The sequence below is a fragment of the Gordonia aurantiaca genome (genome assembly GCF_039939235.1).
GTDB lineage: Bacteria > Actinomycetota > Actinomycetes > Mycobacteriales > Mycobacteriaceae > Gordonia.
Genome location: NZ_JBDUUF010000003.1, coordinates 323,369 through 342,501, shown reverse-complemented (window position 1 = coordinate 342,501; position 19,133 = coordinate 323,369). Strand labels below are relative to the sequence as shown.

At 70.1% G+C, this 19,133-nt stretch carries 17 protein-coding genes; 10 read left to right on the top strand and 7 right to left on the bottom strand.

What is annotated here, in order from left to right; translation table 11 throughout:
• Positions 1 to 55: 55 nt before the first annotated feature.
• From ABFT43_RS08960 to fbaA, 3 genes are all read left to right on the top strand, one after another.
• Positions 56 to 1,696, top strand: coding sequence for a GMC oxidoreductase (locus ABFT43_RS08960; RefSeq protein WP_347960011.1), 1,641 nt, complete (start codon positions 56 to 58; stop codon positions 1,694 to 1,696).
• A gap of 8 nt (positions 1,697 to 1,704) precedes the next feature.
• The gene (locus ABFT43_RS08955) at positions 1,705 to 2,151 is read left to right on the top strand and encodes a hypothetical protein (RefSeq protein ID WP_347960010.1); all 447 of its coding nucleotides are present in this window, start codon (positions 1,705 to 1,707) and stop codon (positions 2,149 to 2,151) included.
• Between the two features lie 172 nt (positions 2,152 to 2,323).
• On the top strand, positions 2,324 to 3,361 hold the full coding sequence (fbaA, locus tag ABFT43_RS08950; RefSeq protein WP_347960009.1) for a class II fructose-bisphosphate aldolase: 1,038 nt from the start codon (positions 2,324 to 2,326) through the stop codon (positions 3,359 to 3,361).
• Between the two features lie 69 nt (positions 3,362 to 3,430).
• Here fbaA and ABFT43_RS08945 read toward each other — a convergent pair whose 3' ends face one another.
• The 3 genes from ABFT43_RS08945 to ABFT43_RS08935 form a co-directional block, all read right to left on the bottom strand.
• Positions 3,431 to 4,144 carry a hemerythrin domain-containing protein gene (locus ABFT43_RS08945; RefSeq protein ID WP_347960008.1) on the bottom strand — a complete coding sequence of 238 codons (714 nt, stop codon included), beginning with the start codon at positions 4,142 to 4,144 and terminating at the stop codon, positions 3,431 to 3,433.
• 79 nt (positions 4,145 to 4,223) lie between these two features.
• Positions 4,224 to 4,493 (bottom strand): hypothetical protein, encoded by a 270-nt coding sequence (locus tag ABFT43_RS08940; RefSeq protein WP_347960007.1) that lies wholly within the window; start codon positions 4,491 to 4,493, stop codon positions 4,224 to 4,226.
• Entirely contained in the window at positions 4,490 to 6,325 is a 1,836-nt protein-coding gene (locus ABFT43_RS08935; protein ID WP_347960006.1) for an Rv0361 family membrane protein, read from the bottom strand. Before ABFT43_RS08935 ends, ABFT43_RS08940 begins: the two co-directional genes overlap by 4 nt.
• A gap of 409 nt (positions 6,326 to 6,734) precedes the next feature.
• On the opposite strand from ABFT43_RS08935, the gene ABFT43_RS08930 reads away from it, so the two are divergent.
• The 5 genes from ABFT43_RS08930 (at position 6,735) to ABFT43_RS08910 (ending at position 11,747) form a co-directional block, all read left to right on the top strand.
• Positions 6,735 to 7,178 (top strand): DUF3151 domain-containing protein, encoded by a 444-nt coding sequence (locus ABFT43_RS08930; RefSeq protein ID WP_347960005.1) that lies wholly within the window; start codon positions 6,735 to 6,737, stop codon positions 7,176 to 7,178.
• An 18-nt stretch (positions 7,179 to 7,196) separates the two neighbouring features.
• Positions 7,197 to 8,315 (top strand): FUSC family protein, encoded by a 1,119-nt coding sequence (locus ABFT43_RS08925; RefSeq protein WP_347960004.1) that lies wholly within the window; start codon positions 7,197 to 7,199, stop codon positions 8,313 to 8,315.
• An 82-nt stretch (positions 8,316 to 8,397) separates the two neighbouring features.
• On the top strand, positions 8,398 to 9,318 hold the full coding sequence (locus ABFT43_RS08920; RefSeq protein WP_347960003.1) for a cation diffusion facilitator family transporter: 921 nt from the start codon (positions 8,398 to 8,400) through the stop codon (positions 9,316 to 9,318).
• Positions 9,319 to 9,385: 67 nt separating this feature from the next.
• Positions 9,386 to 10,216, top strand: a complete 831-nt coding sequence (locus tag ABFT43_RS08915) for a polysaccharide deacetylase family protein (protein WP_347960002.1) — start codon at positions 9,386 to 9,388, stop codon at positions 10,214 to 10,216.
• A 91-nt stretch (positions 10,217 to 10,307) separates the two neighbouring features.
• Positions 10,308 to 11,747: an MFS transporter gene (locus tag ABFT43_RS08910; protein WP_347960001.1), complete on the top strand. Its 1,440-nt coding sequence runs from the start codon at positions 10,308 to 10,310 to the stop codon at positions 11,745 to 11,747.
• A gap of 16 nt (positions 11,748 to 11,763) precedes the next feature.
• Here the strand turns inward: ABFT43_RS08910 and ABFT43_RS08905 are convergent, their stop codons facing one another.
• Entirely contained in the window at positions 11,764 to 12,420 is a 657-nt protein-coding gene (locus tag ABFT43_RS08905) for a hypothetical protein (protein WP_347960000.1), read from the bottom strand.
• Positions 12,421 to 12,512: 92 nt separating this feature from the next.
• Here ABFT43_RS08905 and ABFT43_RS08900 point away from each other — a divergent pair, with 92 nt between their 5' ends.
• Positions 12,513 to 13,799, top strand: a complete 1,287-nt coding sequence (locus ABFT43_RS08900; protein WP_347959999.1) for an adenylosuccinate synthase — start codon at positions 12,513 to 12,515, stop codon at positions 13,797 to 13,799.
• 52 nt (positions 13,800 to 13,851) lie between these two features.
• On the opposite strand, the gene ABFT43_RS08895 is transcribed toward ABFT43_RS08900, so the two are convergent.
• Entirely contained in the window at positions 13,852 to 15,258 is a 1,407-nt protein-coding gene (locus ABFT43_RS08895) for a carotenoid oxygenase family protein (protein WP_347959998.1), read from the bottom strand.
• A gap of 168 nt (positions 15,259 to 15,426) precedes the next feature.
• On the opposite strand from ABFT43_RS08895, the gene ABFT43_RS08890 reads away from it, so the two are divergent.
• On the top strand, positions 15,427 to 16,995 hold the full coding sequence (locus tag ABFT43_RS08890; RefSeq protein ID WP_347959997.1) for an adenylate/guanylate cyclase domain-containing protein: 1,569 nt from the start codon (positions 15,427 to 15,429) through the stop codon (positions 16,993 to 16,995).
• 6 nt (positions 16,996 to 17,001) lie between these two features.
• Here the strand turns inward: ABFT43_RS08890 and ABFT43_RS08885 are convergent, their stop codons facing one another.
• Together ABFT43_RS08885 and ABFT43_RS08880 are read right to left on the bottom strand one after the other, a co-directional pair.
• Positions 17,002 to 17,397, bottom strand: a complete 396-nt coding sequence (locus ABFT43_RS08885) for a hypothetical protein (protein ID WP_347959996.1) — start codon at positions 17,395 to 17,397, stop codon at positions 17,002 to 17,004.
• 121 nt (positions 17,398 to 17,518) lie between these two features.
• Positions 17,519 to 19,108, bottom strand: coding sequence for a Na+/H+ antiporter (locus tag ABFT43_RS08880; protein WP_347959995.1), 1,590 nt, complete (start codon positions 19,106 to 19,108; stop codon positions 17,519 to 17,521).
• Between the last annotated feature and the right edge of the window lie 25 nt (positions 19,109 to 19,133).

Genomic DNA, 19,133 nt, shown 5'->3' with positions numbered 1-19,133 from the left:
CTCACGTCCCGAAATGTTGTCGGCGGCCACATGGTGGCCGACCTAGACTCCTCGCATGATCTTCTGCTCGTCAGACGACGGCTCCCGGCGTGTTTCGGCAGTTCACGACGACGCTGTCGACGTGATCGTGGTGGGCAGCGGTTTCGGGGGCTCGGTCGCAGCGTTGCGATTGGCCGAGCAGGGGCGCCGCGTGCTGGTCCTCGAACAGGGGCGTCGGCACACCCCGGACGACCTCCTCGCGGCCCGCACCGACCCGCGCAAGTACCTGTGGATGCCGGAGTTGGGGCTCAAGGGCTTCTTCTGGCAACGGGTGCTGAGGCACGTGGGCATCATCGGCGGCGCGGGCGTGGGCGGCGGCAGCATCGTGTGGGCGGGCGTGCTGCTGGAGCCCAAGGACCAGTTCTTCACCGACCCGTCCTGGCCCGAGGTGACCGGCGGGTGGCGCGCCCAGCTGGCCGAGCACTATCGCACCGCGGCGCGAATGCTCGGCCGCGAGACGACCCGGTTCGTCGGTGCGATGGACCGGCACCTGCGCGCCGCTGCGGAGGCCATGGGCGCGGCCGATACGTTCGGCCCCACTCCCATGGCGATCTGGTTCGGGGTGGAGGGGGTCACCGTCCCCGACCCCTTCTTCGGCGGGGAGGGGCCGGATCGCACCGGGTGCCGGCTCTGCGGGGCGTGCCTGGTCGGCTGCCCGTACGGCAGCAAGAACACCCTGGACCTGAACTACCTGTGGCTGGCCGAGCGTCGGGGAGCCCGTATCGTCCCGGACACGCGCGTCGAGACCGTGGCCGCCGTGCCCGGCGGCGGGTACGAGGTCCGCACCGCCGACGGTCGGGTCCTGCGCGCGGCCGAGGTGGTGCTGGCCGCGGGGGTGCTGGGCACGGTCGAGCTGCTGTTCCGCTCCCGCGAGATGGGGCTGCTGCCGCACGTCTCGCCCCGATTGGGGCACGGGGTGCGAACCAACTCGGAGGCCATCACCGCGGTCCTGGCGGACGACCCCGCCGCCGATCTCACCCGCGGCCCTACGATCTCCAGCGAGTTCTACCCGGACGAGGCCACACACGTGACGCAGAACCGGTACGTGGGCGGATGGCACATGCGCCTGCAGCTCGGTCCGCTGGTCGACGGTGACGATCCCGCCCGGCGCCGGCGCGCGACGCTGGCGGAGCTGGCCCGCCACCCGATCCGGCAGCTCCGGCTGATGACCGCGCCCAACTTCGTCGAACGTCTGAGCGCGTTCACCGTGATGCAGAACGCGGAGAACGAGATCCGCCTGGTGATGGACCGCTCCCCGGTCAGGCCGTGGCGGCGTGTCCTGCGGTCCCGTCCCGGTGGGGGTCCGCCGGCCCCGAGTTATCTGCCGCAGGCCAACGAGGTCGCCCGGAGGTTCGCCGAGTCGGTGGGCGGGCGTCCGCTCAACCTGCTGCTCGAGAGCGTGGGCGGCAAGTCCATCACCGCGCACGTGCTCGGTGGTGCCGCGATGGGAGCCGACGCCTCCGACGGCGTGATCGACACCGACCACCAGGTGTTCGGGCACCCCGGCCTGTACGTGGTGGACGGCTCGTCGATCCCGGCGAACGTGGGTGTCAACCCGAGTTTGACCATCACCGCGATGGCGGAGCGATTCGCCGCCCGTTACCGTGCACGCCGGGCCGCGGCACCCGAGCGGACCTCGACCATCGGAGCCTCGTGACCACCGACATGCCCACATCCCTGGGGTCCCTGCGCACCCTGTTCTCGGAGACGGCGCCCCCGGCCTCGCTGCCCGAACCGGGCGACTACCTCGTCACCTACGTGGGACCGGCCCCGCTGAGAGTGGTGGCGCCGCGGGCGATCGCGCTCGGCGGGATGCCGCACTGGCGCGGGAAGCGGTTCGGGCCCGCAGGCGACGCGGTCAACCTCGTCGCCGACGATGCGGTCGACGGGGCGCTGCGCGAGGTGATGCCGATGCAGGTGACGCTCGAGGCGTCGTGGCGCGACGGCCGGCCGGCGATCGTCTGCTCGTACGGGCAGGGCGGGCCGGTGCCGTGGCGCTGGGTCCGGGACGAGTTCCGGGCGCTCGACGACCGTCGGTTGCTCGGGCTGACCTTCGCCGGTGGCCGGTGGTCTGCGCCCCTGGCCGCGCCGTTGCTGCTGACCCGCGCCTGAGCCGGGGACGGTGCAGGTCCGGGGCCCAATGGCGGGCGCACCGGGCGGTGTGCCACCTGCCATACTGAGGGGAGTCCGGCCGCGGGAAGTCCGGCTGCTCGCCACTGAACACCACCAGAGGGCGAGAAAACCCGAACACCAGAGCACATCAACACCCTGGAGGATTCGTCGAATGCCCATTGCAACCCCGGAGCAGTACGCCGAGATGTTCGACAAGGCGAAGAAGGGTGGTTACGCGTTCCCCGCGATCAACTGCACCTCGTCGTCGACCATCAACGCCGCGATCAAGGGTTTCGCCGACGCCGGTAGCGACGGCATCATCCAGTTCTCGACCGGCGGCGCAGAGTTCGGCTCCGGCCAGGGTGTCAAGGACATGGTCACCGGCGCGGTCGCGCTCGCCGAGTTCGCGCACGTCGTCGCCGAGAAGTACGACGTCCTCATCGGCCTGCACACCGACCACTGCCCGAAGGACAAGCTGGACACCTACGTGCGTCCGCTGATCGAGATCTCGCAGGCCCGCGTCGACGCCGGCCGCAACCCGCTGTTCCAGTCGCACATGTGGGACGGCAGCGCCGTGCCGATCGACGAGAACCTCGAGATCGCCAAGGAGCTGCTGGCCAAGGCCGCTGCCGCCAACATCATCCTGGAGATCGAGATCGGTGTCGTCGGCGGTGAAGAGGACGGCGTCGAGAACGAGATCAACGAGAAGCTGTTCACCAGCGTCGAGGACTTCGAGAAGACCATCGAGGCCCTTGGTGCCAGCGACTCGGGCAGCCGCTACCTGCTGGCCGCGACCTTCGGCAACGTCCACGGCGTATACAAGCCGGGCAACGTCAAGCTGCGTCCGTCCGTGCTGAAGGAGGGCCAGGAGGCCGCCGCGAAGAAGCTGGGCCTGCCCGAGGGCGCCAAGCCGTTCGACTTCGTCTTCCACGGCGGTTCGGGCTCGCTGAAGAGCGAGATCGACGAGGCCCTGAGCTACGGCGTCGTCAAGATGAACGTCGACACCGACACCCAGTACGCCTACACCCGTCCGGTCGCCGGCCACATGTTCACCAACTACGACGGTGTCCTGAAGGTCGACGGCGAGGTGGGCAACAAGAAGGTCTACGACCCGCGTAGCTGGACCAAGAAGGCCGAGGCCAGCATGTCCGAGCGCGTCGTCGAGGCGTGCAACGACCTCAAGTCGGCCGGCAAGTCGCTGACTGCCTGATCTGCCGATCCGAACCGATTCGGCCCGCACCCCCAGACGGGTGCGGGCCGTCGTCGTCTCGCGGGCCGGTCAGCGCCTTCCGGTCCGGGTCGCGGCCCGTTCACCGCGGGTGAGGGGCGGGAGGTGCTCGATCGCGCCGGCGACGGTTGCGACCACGCCGCTCACCGAGCGCGCAGGCGCCGACCAGCGGCCGCCGGTGCGTGCCGCGGCGTCGAGGAGATCCCGTGACCGGTCGAGCGCGGTGAGGGGGAGCGCGGCGAGGGCATTGCCTGGTGGACGTCGGGCGACGACCGGGTGCGGACGGGTCGGCGCGGTGGACCGCACGACCTGCCAGAAGGCACCGAGGCGGATGAGGTCGTCGCGGGTGGCCGCGTCCTGCAGACGCGGGAGGAGGACGTCCTCCTCGTCGCGGACATCCTCACGCAGCAGTCGGACGATCTCGGTGAAGAGCCGGTGGTGTTCGGCGGAGTCCACGTCGAGCTTCTCCAGCGAGGTGAAGAGTTCGTTGATCGCCTGGTGCTCCTTCTCGATCTCGAGCGTGAGTTGCTCGCCGTCGGCCAGGCGCCGGCGGATGGCCGGCCACAGGACGGCCTCCTCGGCGAACGCATGCGGGAACACGAGACGGCACAGGTCGTCGAGTACGGTTTCGCGCTCGGGCCCCGACGCCGCCTCGGCGGCGGTGATGAGCCGGTCCAGCTCGACGTGGTCCCGCCTCTGACGGGTCAGCACGCTCTTGGGTCCGCCCAGTTCTTCCTCGGTCTGTTCGGCCAGACATCTCGGCATTCGTCGCTCCCGTCGTCGATGATCGGATCACCGGGCGGGTACCCGCGGCCCGGGGCGTGAAACGGCGGACCGCGCGCGATCAGTTGGTGAGCAGCCCGACCATCACGGCGACCGCGAGCCCGATCATGACGAGGGCCGAGACGACCACGGCCGGGTCGACCCGACCCCGGCCCGAACCGTGCGCCGACCGCAGGTGCGTGTCCCGGATGCGGCGCGGCGGCGTCACCGGGCGGCGCGGCCGCGCCGCCGGAGGCGACATGGGCGGCGGAACCGGCCGCGGCGGGGGAGTGAAGTACGCCGGGGTCTGCTGGTCCGGCGCGCGGCAACCCTGCCCAGGAGCGGGGGTCACGTCGGGTTGCACACCTTCCAGGAATCACCCTCGCGCTGCAGGTTGAGCGTCACCGTCTCCGGTTGGTCCGGCGTGCTGGTGTGCACGGCCACGACCTCGACCACCGCCTGGTTGCCTCCCTCGACCACGCGCACGGCGTTGATGGCCTGCGTCTGGACCAGCTCGTTGCGGGCCTTCTGCGCGTCGTAGGTCTTCTGGTAGGCCGCGTCGTCGAAGTCGTTGTAGAAGGTGTTGAGTTCGCCGCAGGTGACCTCGCGCAGCGTCGTGAGGTCACCCTCGTACAACGCCGTCGTGTACTCGAGGGCGACGTCGGCGGCCTCGTCGGCGGCCGCGGGCGACCGCATGGTGTAGGCGAGGACGCCACCGACGACGGCGAGGATCGCCACGACGACCGCGACCGCGGCGATGAGCATGCCCTTGCCGCGCTTCTTGGTCGGCTTGTCGCCGGGGATGACCTGCGGCTGGTGCGGGACCGTGGTCCACTCGCCGGCACCGGTCGCCGGATCGGTGACCGCGGGCTCGGGCATGGTGTCGGCGCGTTCACCGGCAGAGCCGGCCGGCGCGCCTGCGGCCGCGGCGGCAGCGCCTGCTGCGGCGGCCGGGATCACCTTGGTCGTCGTGTCGGCGGTGTCGTCGGTCCGGACCTGCTCGGTCGGTGCGTCTGCCGTGACCTCCTCGGTGATCTGCTCGGCGCCGTCCTCGGTGAGGTCCTCCGAAGGCGTCGCGATGGCCTCGGTGGCGGGCTCGGCCGCAGCCGGCCCGGCGTCGTCCGTCGCGGCCCCGTCGGCCTCGGTGTCGTGTTCCTCGGTGCCGTGTTCCTCGGCGTCGTCGGCGGCGTCGGTTGCCGCGGACTCGGGAGCCTCCTGGGTGGCGACATCCTCGGTGGCGACATCCTCGGTGGCGGCCTCTGCGGTGGCGGCCGCTGCGGGTTCGGCTATCCCGGTCTCGCCGTCGGTCTCGGTCACGGTGTCGTCGTCCGCTGCCGCTTCGCCGGCCCCGGCTTCCGGCGCCTCTTCGGATCCGGATTCCTCGCCCGCTGCCACGTCCTCGGCCTGGGTGTCCTCGGCCCGGGTGTTCTCCGCGTCGGCGGCCGCCGCCTCGGCATCGTCGGTCTCCGGTCCGGAGGTCTCGTCGGCCTCGGCCCGTTCGTCCTCGGATTCGGTTGCGGCCGAATCAGTTTCGGCGCCCTCGGGTGAGGTGTCGTCGCTCGTCGTCTCGGCAGCGGCCGTTGCGGCGGCAACACCGGCGACCGCGGCCGTCACGGCACCCTTGTCGTCGGCCTCGGCGGAGTCCACGTTGCCGCCCGCGGCGGAGTCGACGTTGCCGCCCGCGGCGGAGTCCGCGCCGCCGCTCTCGGCGGAGTACGCGCCGCCGCCCTCGGCGGAGTCCGCGCCGCCGCCCTGGTCGTCGCCGGCGGCATCCGCGCCGGCGGCTTCGGTCGATTCCTCCGTCTCCTCGGCCGGTGCCGTCGGATCGATGTCCTCGAGATCCTCGAGTTCACCGGCGTCGGGCAGGTCCTCGCGACGGATCACGGTGGTCTTGGAGTCGCTCGGTCCCAGGCGCTTCGGCGTGTCCTCCGCGGCAGGCGCCTCGGCTCCGGCCGCCTCGTCGGTCTCGTCCGCGCCGAGCGGATCGATCGAGTCGAGATCGTCGAGGTCCTCGAGTGAGGGCAGGTTGTCGCGGCTGATCACCTGCGTGGCGCCGTCGATGCCGCGGCCGCCCCTGGGGATCGGGGCCTTCGGGGTCTCGGGGGCGGCAGGCGTCTCGGTGCCGGCGTCGACAGGATCCGTCGCCCGGTCCTCGGTGGTGTCGTTGCGGGTGCGATCGTCCACAGCTGGCTCGTGGCCCTCTCTGCTGGTGCTCTCGGTCACGGCGTCGGTGCCGGTCGGAACAGTATCCGGGGTCTGGTCTGCGATGTCCGGCCGGGAGTCGGGAACACGGCCGGAATCCGCCGGCGGTCCGGCGGTCCTCCCGGTGTCGAGGCCCCGAGCGGCGGCCTGTCGGACGCGACGTTCGTCACGGACCCGGCGCAGCGACCTCAGTGCCGTGGTGACCGCCGTCCTCGGCCCCTCGGATCGAGCCATCGACGATCACCCCCGCATTTCCGCCCATCGCATGTGTTCGGTCCGGCCACCAGAGCCGGCGGTGACCGGACCGATTGCGCCATTCACCCTAGCGAATCGCCCGAAGGTCCAGCACTAGGGCGTTCGACGGATAAGGCGTCGATGCTTGAATGGGTGCATGACGTCTTTCGGAGATCTCCTCGGACCGCAGCCGGTACTGCTCACCGGTGACGACGAAGCGGAATCGGATCTGCTCAACGGTGCTGTCCCCGCCGAGGTCGCGGCCGCTCATCCGACCGCCTCGATCGCCTGGGCACATCTGGCCGAGGCCGCGCTGGACGAGGCGACCGCGGGAGACGCCCCCGACATCTCCGGCGTCGTCGCCGCATATGCCTACGCCCGGACCGGGTACCACCGCGGTCTCGACCAGCTGCGCCGGCACGGTTGGAAGGGATTCGGTCCCGTTCCGTGGAGCCACGAGCCCAACCGCGGCTTCCTGCGCTGCGTCGGCGCCCTCGCACGTGCCGCGGAGCTCATCGGTGAGGAGGACGAGCACCTGCGCTGCCTGGATCTGCTCAACGACTCCGACCCGCGGGCCGCGGCCGAGCTCGGCCTCGCGTAATCCGGAGTCCCTCGTCGAATGGCATCGGCGATCGGTTCTCTTCCACGCCGCGTGTTCGACGCCCTGCCCGACGGGGTCAAGCGGCGGCTGCGCCGGCTGAAGATCTCGGCGGTCCCGATCGTCCAGTGTGCGCTGGCGGCCGGAATCGCGTGGTGGATCGCGACGCACGTCTTTTCACATCCGGACCCGTTCTTCGCGCCCATCGCGGCGGTCATCTCCCTGGGCCTCGGCCTGGGACGACGCTGGCGCAGGTCGGTCGAGCTCGTCGGCGGCGTCGCCATCGGCATCTTCGTCGGTGACCTGTTCATCGGGGCGGTCGGCGAGGGTGCCTGGCAGATCATGGTCGTCGTCATCCTGGCGATGTCGCTGGCGGTCATCCTCGACGACGGGTTGCTGATCCCGATGCAGGCCGCGTCGTCGGCGGTTCTCGTCGCGACCCTCCTGCCGCCGGGCGGCGTGGCGGGATTCCACCGCGCGCTCGACGCGCTGATCGGCGGAGTGGTCGGCATCCTGGTCGCGGCGTTGTTCCCGGTCAATCCCGCACATCGGGCCCGGGCCGATGCCGCCGGGGTGCTGCAGACGGTCCGGAGTGCGGCGCGCACGGTGGTCGAGGGCCTGCGCGCCGGCGACGCGGACAGGATCGCCAACGCACTCGAGACGGCGCGTGGCACGCAGGCGGCCATCAACAAGATGCGCTCGGACATGACGGGCGGGCGGGAGGTCACCCGGATCTCGCCGCTCTACTGGAGTTCGCGGGACCGGCTCGACCGGCTGATGCGAACCGCCGACCCCATCGACAACGCCGTCCGGAACTTTCGGATCATCGCCCGGCGTTCGCTGGCCATCACGCAGCGGGGCGAGCGGGTGCGCCCCGAGATCATCGAGATCATCGACGACATCGGGAACGCCTTCGAGGTGCTGCGGCAGATGATGCTGGCCGACCCCGGCGAGGATCCCGACCCGGTCGAGGCCGCCCGGGTGATCCGGTCCATCGTGCGCAAGGCACGCACCGACCTGGCCCGCAACAGCGACCTGTCCGAGGCCGCCCTGCTCGCCGAGATCCGGTCGCTGCTCGTCGACCTCCTCATGGTCGCCGGACTGCGACGGTCCTCCGCACTGGCCACCCTGCGCAGCTGAGCGGCGGATCGCCGCTCGCGGGATCGAGCAGTGACCTGGACGGTTGCCACATATGCGGAATCACGCATATATTGACGCGACCATGGGCCACTCGCACTCACACGCGCACTCGCACACCCCCACCGCCGGGGGCGCCGGGCAGCGACGCCTGTGGCCCATGACCCTCGCGGTGGTCCTGATCGGCGGCTTCTTCGTCGTCGAACTGGTCACCGGCATCCTGGTCGGCTCGCTGGCGCTCATCGCCGACGCCGGGCACATGCTCACCGACGTCGTCGCACTGATCATGGGCCTGATCGCCCTGCTGCTCGGCCGGCACGGGCGCACCACCGACACCCGCAGCTTCGGGTGGTACCGCGCCGAGGTGTTCACCGCCGTCGCGAACGCGGTCCTGCTCATCGGGGTCGCGGTGTTCGTCTTCATCGAGGCGGTCGAGCGGATCGGCGAGGACCCGGAGGTCCCGGGTCTGACGCTGATCGTCGTCGCGCTGCTCGGTCTCCTCGTGAACCTGCTCGTCATGTTCCTGCTGCGTGCCGACGCCAAGGAATCCATCGCGGTCCGCGGTGCCTACCTCGAGGTGCTCGCCGACGCCGTCGGCAGCGTCGGCGTCCTGGTCGCGGGCATCGTCGCACTGACCACCGGATGGGGCTACGCCGACGTGATCGCCGCGGTCCTCATCGCGCTCTGGGTGGTGCCACGCGCGTTGCGGCTGGCCGTCGACGCCCTGCGCATCCTCAACCAGCAGGCACCCGCGCACATCGATGTCGAGGCGCTGCGCGCGGATCTCGCCGACATCCCGATCGTCGACGACGTCCACGACCTGCACGTCTGGACCCTCACCACCGGCATGGACGTGGCGACCGTCCACCTCGGCAGTCGGCACCCGAACTCCGAGGTGCTGCCCGCCGCGCAGGCCGTCCTCGCCAAACACGGGTTGGAACACGCCACCGTCCAGGTGGACCCGGAGGGCGACGAGAAGCGATGCCGTGACGAGCTGACCTGGTGAGGTCGTACCGACCCGGTGGCGGCGGGTCAGCGCGCCGGGAATGTCTCTTATGCCTTAGATTGCCCGCATGGATCGCCGCGACTTCCTCACGGTGCTCGCCGCGGGAACGGTGGGGGCGCTGACCGCAGGTCCGCTCGCCGGTTGCGCCTCCGAGGTACCGGCCGCCGAGGTCACCCCGACCCCGCCGTCCAGTCCGCCTCCGCCGCCCGTGATCACCTCGCCGAGTCCCTCGGCCTCTCCCGCGGGCCTGCTGCCGCCCGCCGTCGGGACCCGGCATCCGCTGCCCGACGAGCCGATCACGGCGTTGCCGGGGAAGGGTCGGCACATCGCGCTGACCGTCGACGACGGTGCGAGTTCCGAGGTCGTCGGGGCGTACGTGAGGTTCGCGCAGGACACCGGTGCGCGGTTCACGTTCTTCGTGACCGGCTCGTTCGACGGCTGGACCGATCATCGAGACGACCTGCGGCCCCTCGTCGAATCCGGTCAGGTCCAGCTCGGCAACCACACCTGGACGCATCCGGCGCTGACGCAGCTGTCGTCGAAGGAGATCGCCGACGAACTCGGCCGGACCAAACGGTTCCTGAAGAAGAACTACGGCGTCGACGGGACCCCGTACTACCGGCCGCCGTTCGGCTACCACAACGCGGCCGTCGACGCCGTGGCCGCCGACCTCGGGTACACGATGCCGACGCTCTGGTACGGCTCGCTGTCGGACTCCGGACTCATCACCGAGAAGTACCTGCTGCAGTGTGCGCGCAAGTACTTCCAGCCGCAGTCGGTGGTGATCGGGCACGCCAACCACGACCCGGTGACGCGGGTATATCCAAGACTCGTCGAGATCATCAAGCGGCGGAAGCTGCGGATGGTGACCCTCGACGACTACTTCCGGAGCGCATAGACCGCCCGGAACGCAACTCGCGTCCGGGATTTCGCTCACGCTGATTTCTATCGCGCGTCACACCGCGCGGCGTCGATACCGTGGCCCGGTCATGGCCACATCCCTGCAGACTCCCGAATCCGCCGTCCGCCGAGCATCCGTCGCGACCGAGTCCGACGCCGAACGTCCCAAGCGGTTGCGCACCGTCGTCGCCGCGAGCCTGCTCGGCACCACGGTCGAGTGGTACGACTTCTTCCTCTACGCCACCGCCGCGAGCCTGGTGTTCAACACGCTGTTCTTCCCGGACCAGAGCTCGTTCGTGGGCACGCTGCTGTCGTTCGCGACCTTCGCCGTCGGCTTCGTGGTGCGCCCCATCGGCGGCGTGATCTTCGGGCACATCGGCGACCGGATCGGCCGCAAGCGCACCCTTGCGATCACGATGGTGATGATGGGCGTCGCCACCGCTCTGATGGGTGTGCTGCCGACCGCCGCCTCGGTCGGTGTGATCGCGCCGATCCTGCTGCTCCTGCTGCGCATCGTGCAGGGCTTCGCGCTCGGTGGCGAATGGGCCGGCGCGGTGCTGCTGGCCGTCGAGCACAGCCCGGAGCGCAAGCGCGGCCTGTTCGGCTCGATCCCGCAGATCGGCCTCGCCCTCGGTCTCGCGCTCGGCACCGGGGTGTTCGCCCTGCTGCAGGTGGCCCTCGACGACGACGCGTTCCTCACCTACGGCTGGCGCATCGCCTTCCTGGTGAGCATCGTGCTGGTGGTCATCGGCTTCGTCGTCCGGCTCAAGGTCGACGAGACCCCCGCCTTTGCCGAGGTGACCGAACTCGCGCAGCAGTCGTCCGCCCCGATCCGCGAGGTGGTGCTGCCGCCCAACACGCGCAACACCGTGCTCGGTCTGCTCGCCCGCTGGGGCGAGGGATCGGCCTTCAACACGTGGGGCGTGTTCGCGATCGCCTACGCAACCGCTGAACTCGACATGGAGAAGGTCCCGGTGCTGGTCGCGGTGACCATCGCGTCGCTGGTGATGGCCGTGTTGCTGCCGGTGTCGGGCATCGTCACCGACCGGTTCGGTGCCAAGCCCGTCTATCTCGCCGGCATGATCGCGTACGGCCTCTCGGTGTATCCGGTGTTCGCGCTGTTCGGCACCGAGAACCTCATCTGGTTCACCGTCGCGCTGATCATCGTGTTCGGCGTGGTCCACGCGCTGTTCTACGGCGCGCAGGGCACGCTCTTCGCCAGCCTCTACCCGACGCGTGTGCGCTACACGGGCCTGTCGGTGGTGTATCAGTTCTCCGGGATCTACGCCTCGGGCCTGACCCCGCTGATCCTCACCGCGCTCATCGGCGCGGCGTCGGGGTCCCCGTGGCTCGCCGCCGGCTACCTCGCGCTGACGGCGCTGATCAGCGTGGTCGCGACCGGCCTCATCCGCCGCGACGACCTGCACCTGGCGACCGGCGTGGAAGCCCTCGACGCGACCGGCGTGGAAGACCTCGACGCGGCCGACGAGGCAAAGCCGTCGACGCCGGAACCGGCGCCCGTCGGCTGACGGGCGCGGCGCCCCGCTACGGACGGACGAGCAACAGGTCGGTGACGTGGCGGTAGAACGTCGACCGCTTCAGCACGCGTTCGGTCACGACCCCCTCGCGCTCGACGACGATGTTGGTGCCGCCGGTCTGCACGGCCCGGCCGTGGAACCACTTGCCCGGCAACAGCCACCGCTCGACCTGTGCGCGCAGGCCAGGGGCCTCGAGGGTCGGTTCGATCAGGATCGAACGCACCTCGCCGTCGAAGAGGCGCTCGTTGTCACAGTAGGACTCGCCGTGCAGCTTCTTGCCCTCCGCACCCAGGTGGCGGGCGCTGCCGAAGATGACGGTCGCGGCGTCGTCGCGGATCAGCGGTACCGGTGCCGCGGTGCCGGTCTCCGCCAGCTCACGCGCCGCCGGGCCGTGCGGGAGACGGTAGCGGCGTGTCGCGGGCGTCGCCTCGGGCGAGACATACGCCACTTCGACGTCGAGCCGCTCGGCCGCCATCAGGGCGGCCACGACCGTCCCCAGGAAGGTGTCGTTCTCCTCCGCGACGGTCGGCGCGAACCGTTCCGCGACACGGGGTTCGACGATCAGCCGGGTGACGGCGGGGTCGGACAGGGCATCGGTGACCGCGGCGCGTGCGGCCTTCTTGTCGTCGGCACGACTTGCTTGGGCAATCAGGGCGAAAGACACGCGGATAGCGTATCGGGGCCCGGAACACAGTAGTGTTGGTGAGGTTTGTTCTGATCAGTACAAGCGCGCCACACCGAAGGAGTACCCGAATCATGGCCGCGATCGTGCTTATCGGCGCCCAGTGGGGCGACGAGGGCAAGGGAAAGGCCACCGACCTGCTCGGCGGCCAGATCAACTGGGTTGTCCGGTATCAGGGCGGCAACAACGCCGGCCACACCGTCGTACTCCCGAACGGTGAGAAGTTCGCCCTGCACCTCATCCCGTCGGGCATCCTCACCCCTGGCGTGCAGAACGTGATCGGCAACGGTGTCGTCGTCGACCCGGGCGTGCTGCTCACCGAGCTCGGCGGGCTCGAGGATCGTGGGGTCGACACCTCCGGCCTGCTCATCTCCGCGGACGCCCACCTGCTGATGCCGTACCACGTGGCCATCGACAAGGTCACCGAGCGCTTCCTGGGCAACAAGAAGATCGGGACCACCGGACGCGGCATCGGCCCCTGCTATCAGGACAAGATCGCGCGCGTCGGTGTGCGTGTCGCCGATGTGCTCGACGAGAAGATCCTCACCCAGAAGGTCGAGGCCGCACTCGAGCTGAAGAACCAGATCCTGGTCAAGATCTACAATCGCCGCGCCCTCGAGCCGGCGCAGGTCGTCGACGAGGTGCTCGGCCAGGCGGAGGGCTTCAAGCACCGCATCGCCGACACCCGGCTGCTGCTCAACCAGGCGCTCGAGCGCGGCGAGACCGTGCTCCTCGAGGGTTCACAGGGAACCCTCCTCGACGTCGACCACGGCACCTATCCGTATGTGACCTCGTCGAACCCGACCGCCGGCGGCGCCGCGGTGGGTGCGGGCATCGGCCCCAACAAGATCACCACGGTTCTCGGCATCCTGAAGGCCTACACCACCCGCGTGGGCTCCGGGCCGTTCCCGACCGAGTTGTTCGACCAGTGGGGCGACTATCTGGCCCAGACCGGCGGCGAGGTCGGCGTGACCACCGGCCGTGCCCGTCGCTGCGGCTGGTTCGACGCCGTGATCGCGCGCTACGCGACCCGCGTCAACGGCATCACCGACTACTTCCTCACCAAGCTCGACGTGCTGTCGAGCCTCGAGACCGTGCCGATCTGCGTGGCCTACGAGGTCGACGGCGAGCGGGTCGAGGAGATGCCGATGACCCAGACCGGCTTCCACCACGCCAAGCCCATCTACGAGGAGATGCCCGGCTGGTCCGAGGACATCTCCGGATGCAAGACCTTCGAGGAGCTCCCGAAGACCGCGCAGGACTACATCCTGCGGCTCGAGGAGCTCTCCGGCGCCCACATCTCGTGCATCGGTGTGGGGCCGGGCCGCGATCAGACGATCGTGCGGCGGGCGATCGTCTGAGACGACAGCGCAGGGGCTCCGATCGATGAGCCCCTCCGCACTCCGTGGGCCGTCAGGTGGAAGCGGGTATCCAGGCCCCGTGCAACCCCGCGGGCACGCGGATCGGTAGGTCCACGGTCGCGATCGGCCCGTCTGCGGGAGCATCGGCGTCGAGCAGGTAGAACCGTGAGGTCAGGTCGTCCGGGTCGGTGCCGATCGTCCCCCAGTGGTCGTGGTCGATGCCCGGGATGTAGATCGGTTCGCCGACCGCCACCCCCGGCGTCCACACGGCCTCGGTGCCGGTCGCGAGGTCGTGGAACCACAGGCTCTCGCGCTGGCCGGTGTCCCGCGGAGCCCGGGCCACGCTGGCGATGCGCCGGTGGTCGCGGGTCAGCAGGCGATCGTCGACCCGGGGGAACTCCATGTCGACGACCGAATCGTTGAGCCCGGATCTCGTGATCCCCGCGTCGGGATCGACGACCGCGCGGATCAGGTTCGACGTCGCGGGCGTCGGCTCGTCGGCGAAACCGCCGGGATGGGACCACTCGACGTAGTCGACGGTCACGGTGCCGTCGGGATTGTCGAAGGCGTTGGCGAAATGCCACACCCAGAACGGGTCGGTGTCGACCCAGCGCACCGGGTCCCCGTTGCGGGGGATCAGCGCGATCCTGGTGCCGCGCTCGGGTTTCCACGCCAGCAGCGAACCGCCGCCGAGCATGGCGGCGATGTCGAAGACCAGCGGGCAGACGAACAGGACGATGTAGCGCGACGTCAGCGCCATGTCGTGGATCATGATCGGGACGTCGATGCCGTCGACCGGGGTGGGCGTGCGGGTGGTGCGACCGTCCGGGCCGACCACCGCCCAGGTCAGGTAGGGCGCCTCCAGGGCGTAGTTGAACAGCACCATCTCGCCGGTTGTCGGATCGATCTTGGGGTGGGCGGTGCTGCCGACCAGCATCGCGCCGTCGCAGTCGGTCTTCCCGATCGTCGCGAGGTCGACGGGCGAGATCTCGTACGGCTGGGCGGCCTCCGCCATCGCGAGCAGCCTGCCGCCGTGCCGGACGATGTTGATGTCGGGCAGTTCGCGCATGGTGCCGGCCAGTTCGTCGCCCACCTCCGACGCCGGCGGCGTGTACCCGTCGGTGATGCCCGACCAGATCGCGTGTCCCGCAGCCTCTTCGGCGATCACCATCGGGGTCCGGACGAAACGGTTGGAATACGACACCCGGCCGTCGTCGAAGCTGATGCGGTGCACCATGGCGTCGCCGTCGAGCGGGTAGACGTAGGACCCGATGGGGTCGAACCGGAGGTTGGGGCCGTTGCGCAGGTAACTGCCCGCCAGGCCGGCGGGGATCTCGCCGGTGACGGGCAGGCCGGCGACGTCGACCTCCTCGCGTTGCGGTGCGAACACCCCGCTGAGGAACGGGTGGGTGTGCGTGTCGACGGGGGCCGGACGGGCGGGGAGTTCGGAAGCTGTCATGGCGTGGCCTTCGGGTGCCGGAGGGATGCGGGTGGCGGGGTCGGGACGCGATCGTGGCTCCAGGTTACGGCGAATGCGCAGGTCACGTGCAGTGTTCCGGCGACCGGCAGGGGAATTCGGACCGAGGGGGTTGCCGCGCGCGACGCCTCGGTCGTGATTGGATTGGGCATGCTTGCGAGATGGGGGAGTCGCGACTACGGGTCGATCCTGCTCGGCTCCGCCGGGGAGAGTTCGGTCAAGCAGCGGGTGCGCATCCAGACGTTGCTGACCGCGTCGATCGTCGTGGCGAACATCTTCGGCGCGCTGGTCGCCACCGCCCTCGCCGCCGTCGGCATCCCCCAGCCCACCGTGTTCACCTCCGAGTTGTGGTGGGTCAACTTCATCGTGGTGCCGGTCTACATCGTCGCCGCGTTCGCGGTGGGCATCGGCTGGGGAACCCTCGTCGGAGTCCGGGTGCTGCGTTGGGCGATCCGGGATGTCGAGCCGACGAAACGCGATGCGCGGCGGACGATGCGGCTGCCGTGGCGGCTGTCGTTGGTCCAGGGTCTGCTGTGGGGCGGGGCCACCGTGATGCTGACCATCATGTACGGCGTCGTCGAGCCCGAGCTGATCCCGAAGACACTGTTCGTCGTGGGGCTGAGTGGTGTTGTCGTGGTGGCGATCTCGTACCTGTTCATCGAGTTCACCCTGCGACCGGTTGTCGCGGAACTGATCTCGGCCGGCTACCGGCGCCGGAAACGCACCGGCGTGATGTCGCGGTCGGTGGTGTCGTGGATCGCGGGCTCGGCGATCCCGATCATCGGCATCCTGCTCGTGGTGGCGTTCGGCCTGGCGCGCGACGAGACGTCGAAGCTCGATCTCTTCATCGGCGTCACCGTGCTCGCGGCGACCGCGCTGTTCACCGGACTGCTGCTGACACTGCTGTCGTCGATGAGCATCACCGGGCCGATCCGCTCGGTGCGCGAGGGGATGAACCGAGTGCGCCGAGGCGACCTCGAGACCGACCTCGTCGTCTACGACGGCACAGAGCTCGGCGATCTGCAGGTCGGGTTCAATGCGATGGTCGACGGGTTGCGCGAGCGGGAACGCATGCGTGATCTCTTCGGGCGCCACGTCGGCCGCGAGGTCGCCGAGGCGGCGCTGGCGTCGCATCCCGAACTCGGCGGGAGCGAACGTGTCACCGCCGCGCTCTTCGTCGACGTGATCGGTTCGACGACCCTCGCCTCGCAACGCCGACCGACCGAGGTCGTGGAGATCCTCAACAAGTTCTTCGGCGTCGTGGTCAAGGCCGTGGAGGAGCACGACGGGCTGGTCAACAAGTTCGAGGGCGACGCGGTGCTGGCGATCTTCGGGGCGCCGATCGATCTCGACGATCCGGCCGGTGCGGCGCTGGCCGCGGCCCGGCAGATCGTGGCCGGACTGGCCGACGAGGTGCCCGAGCTGCGGGCGGGCGTGGGCGTGAGCCACGGAGCGGTGGTGGCCGGGAACGTCGGCGCCATCGAACGATTCGAGTACACCGTGATCGGCGACCCGGTCAACGAGAGCGCGCGGTTGTCGGAGTTGGCCAAGCGCGATCCGTCGCGACCGCTCGCCTCGGAGCGAGCGGTCGAGGCCGCGTCGGCCTCCGAGGCGAGGCACTGGGAGCGGCTGGAGCGGCTGCCCTTGCGAGGGCGCAAGGCCGAGACGGTGATCTATGCGGCTGTGGCCGAGGGGGATTCGGGGCCGGCCACCTCGTAGTGCCGGTCAGATCGCGTCTTCGGAGCTGATGAGGATGCCGTCGGGCCCGACGATGCTCAGGCCGAGACCGTCGAAGACCATGTACTTGTGGCCGTTGTTGTGGGCGACGTAGTAGTGGCGGCCGCTGCCGTTCTCCTGCCGGTGGACCTCGGTCACCGGTATGCAGAGAGTGTTGCCGGTGCTGCGTGCCAGACCGCGGTACTCGAGGTCGCCGTCGCCGTGGGCGCAGATCGTCGCCGCGGAGTTCGCGGTGACGACCGAGGTCACGTGGCGCTGGTTCGCGTCGCACGACGGCGCGAGCGAAGCGGCGGAGGCGGTCGAGGTACCGGCGACGGCGAACGCGCCGGCGGCGATGGCCAGGGATGCGCCGGCGGTGGCCAGGCGGAGTGTCGTCTTCGTCATGAGAACCCAAGCTAGGAGGGAGTTCTCCGCCGCACCATGGGCAGAACTCCCCGCCCTCGTTCGGGCGGATGACCCGGTGGCGGTCGCTCCCGCGGTGACCGGTTGTGCGGGTGTGGGGTGCCTACTCCCGGTCGCCCTGTCCCTCGGCGAAGTCGAGCCGCCGCAGGGCCATCCGGAGGACCTCGTCGTCGATGCGCCCGGCGTCGCGTTCCTCGATGAACACCGAGCGCTGCAATTGCAGGAGTTCCTTGCGGATTCGGGAGCCCATGGCGGTGGGGCTCTCGCCGATCGTCTCCGGGCCGCGGCCCAGTTCCTCCCAGGCCACGTTGCGTTGCGTGGTGATCCACTTGCGCATGAGTGCCACCTGCATCCGCATCGGGTCGTCGTCGCCGTACTGCGCGGCGATCTCGTCGAGTCGCCTCGTCGCCTCCCGGGCCGCCCGGTCCTGGGCTGCGGCGTAGGCCAGCCGGTCCCGGGCGCGGTCGTCGCCCGTGACGCCGAGCGCCCGGATCACCCACGGCAGCGTCGTGCCCTGGACGAGGAGCGTGCCCACCACCACGACGAAGGTGAGGAACAGGATCTCGGGGCGGGCCGGGAACGGTTCGCCGCCGTCGGTGGTCAGTGGGATGCCGAACGCGGCGGCCAGGGAGACCACGCCGCGCATCCCGGCCCGGGAGACCACGAACACCGACGCCGCGCTCGGGGCCGGTTCCCGCGCCCGGGCCCGTGGAACCAGCCGCCGGGCGAGGAACGCGGACGCGTAGACCCACAGGAACCGCACCACGATGGTCGCGGTGAGGACCGCCGCGGCGTCCATCGCCAACTGCACCCAGGACTCGGTCTTGACGCCCTCGATGAGGAACGGCATCTGCACGCCGATCAGCAGGAACACGAATGCCTCGAGGATGACGTCGATGGATTTGCGCACCGCCTCGTCCTGCAGGCGGGTGGCGTAGCCGAGACGCACCGAACGCTGGCCCAGGAACAACCCGGCCGTGACGACGCCGATGACGCCCGAGGCGTGCGCCGTCTCGGCGATGAAATAGGTGGCGAAGGGCACGAGCATGCCGATCGCGGTCTCCATCGGCGGGTCGGTCAGCCACACACGCACCCAGGACACGACGACGCCGATAACCAGCCCGATCACCAGGCCGCCCACCGCGGCGAGGGCGAAGGTCAACAGCCCCTCGCCCAGGGACGTCGTCACGCCGATCGCGGCACTCAGCGCGATCCGGTAGGCGGTGAGCGCGGTCGCGTCGTTCAGCAGGCTCTCGCCGCCGAGCAGCGTCATCACCGGCCGCGGGAGGCCGAGGCGCCGCCCGATCGCCTGCGCCGACACCGCGTCGGGCGGGGCCACCACAGCGCCGAGGACGAGCGCCGCGGGCACGGTGAGGCCGGGCACGGTCTGGTAGGCGACGAATCCCACCACGGCCGTCGTCGCCAGCGGGAGTCCCACCGCGAGGGTGGCGATGCCGCGCCACCGTGCCCGGATCGCCTGATACGAGCTCTCCTGCGCGGCCGAGTAGAGCAGGGGCGGCAGGATGAGGAAGAGGACGAGCTCGGGGTCCAGTTCCGGGGTGGGCAGGCCGGGAATCCAGCCGATGGCCAGGCCCACGGTCACCAGGACCAGGGGTGCGGACAGTCCGTATCGCCGACAGAGCGCGGACACCGCGATCGCGACCACCGCGACGAGCAGAAGCGATGCACTCATCCGTGCGACTGTAATCCCCGAAAGG

Coding starts and splice junctions, on each gene's coding strand:
- ABFT43_RS08900 (WP_347959999.1), top strand. CDS start 12,513: ATGGCCGCGATCGTGCTTATCGGCGCCCAGTGGGGCGACGAGGGCAAG.
- ABFT43_RS08915 (WP_347960002.1), top strand. CDS start 9,386: ATGGATCGCCGCGACTTCCTCACGGTGCTCGCCGCGGGAACGGTGGGG.
- ABFT43_RS08910 (WP_347960001.1), top strand. CDS start 10,308: ATGGCCACATCCCTGCAGACTCCCGAATCCGCCGTCCGCCGAGCATCC.
- ABFT43_RS08895 (WP_347959998.1), bottom strand. CDS start 15,258: ATGACAGCTTCCGAACTCCCCGCCCGTCCGGCCCCCGTCGACACGCAC.
- ABFT43_RS08945 (WP_347960008.1), bottom strand. CDS start 4,144: ATGCCGAGATGTCTGGCCGAACAGACCGAGGAAGAACTGGGCGGACCC.
- ABFT43_RS08920 (WP_347960003.1), top strand. CDS start 8,398: ATGGGCCACTCGCACTCACACGCGCACTCGCACACCCCCACCGCCGGG.
- fbaA (WP_347960009.1), top strand. CDS start 2,324: ATGCCCATTGCAACCCCGGAGCAGTACGCCGAGATGTTCGACAAGGCG.
- ABFT43_RS08925 (WP_347960004.1), top strand. CDS start 7,197: ATGGCATCGGCGATCGGTTCTCTTCCACGCCGCGTGTTCGACGCCCTG.
- ABFT43_RS08890 (WP_347959997.1), top strand. CDS start 15,427: ATGCTTGCGAGATGGGGGAGTCGCGACTACGGGTCGATCCTGCTCGGC.
- ABFT43_RS08880 (WP_347959995.1), bottom strand. CDS start 19,108: ATGAGTGCATCGCTTCTGCTCGTCGCGGTGGTCGCGATCGCGGTGTCC.
- ABFT43_RS08885 (WP_347959996.1), bottom strand. CDS start 17,397: ATGACGAAGACGACACTCCGCCTGGCCACCGCCGGCGCATCCCTGGCC.
- ABFT43_RS08955 (WP_347960010.1), top strand. CDS start 1,705: ATGCCCACATCCCTGGGGTCCCTGCGCACCCTGTTCTCGGAGACGGCG.
- ABFT43_RS08930 (WP_347960005.1), top strand. CDS start 6,735: ATGACGTCTTTCGGAGATCTCCTCGGACCGCAGCCGGTACTGCTCACC.
- ABFT43_RS08960 (WP_347960011.1), top strand. CDS start 56: ATGATCTTCTGCTCGTCAGACGACGGCTCCCGGCGTGTTTCGGCAGTT.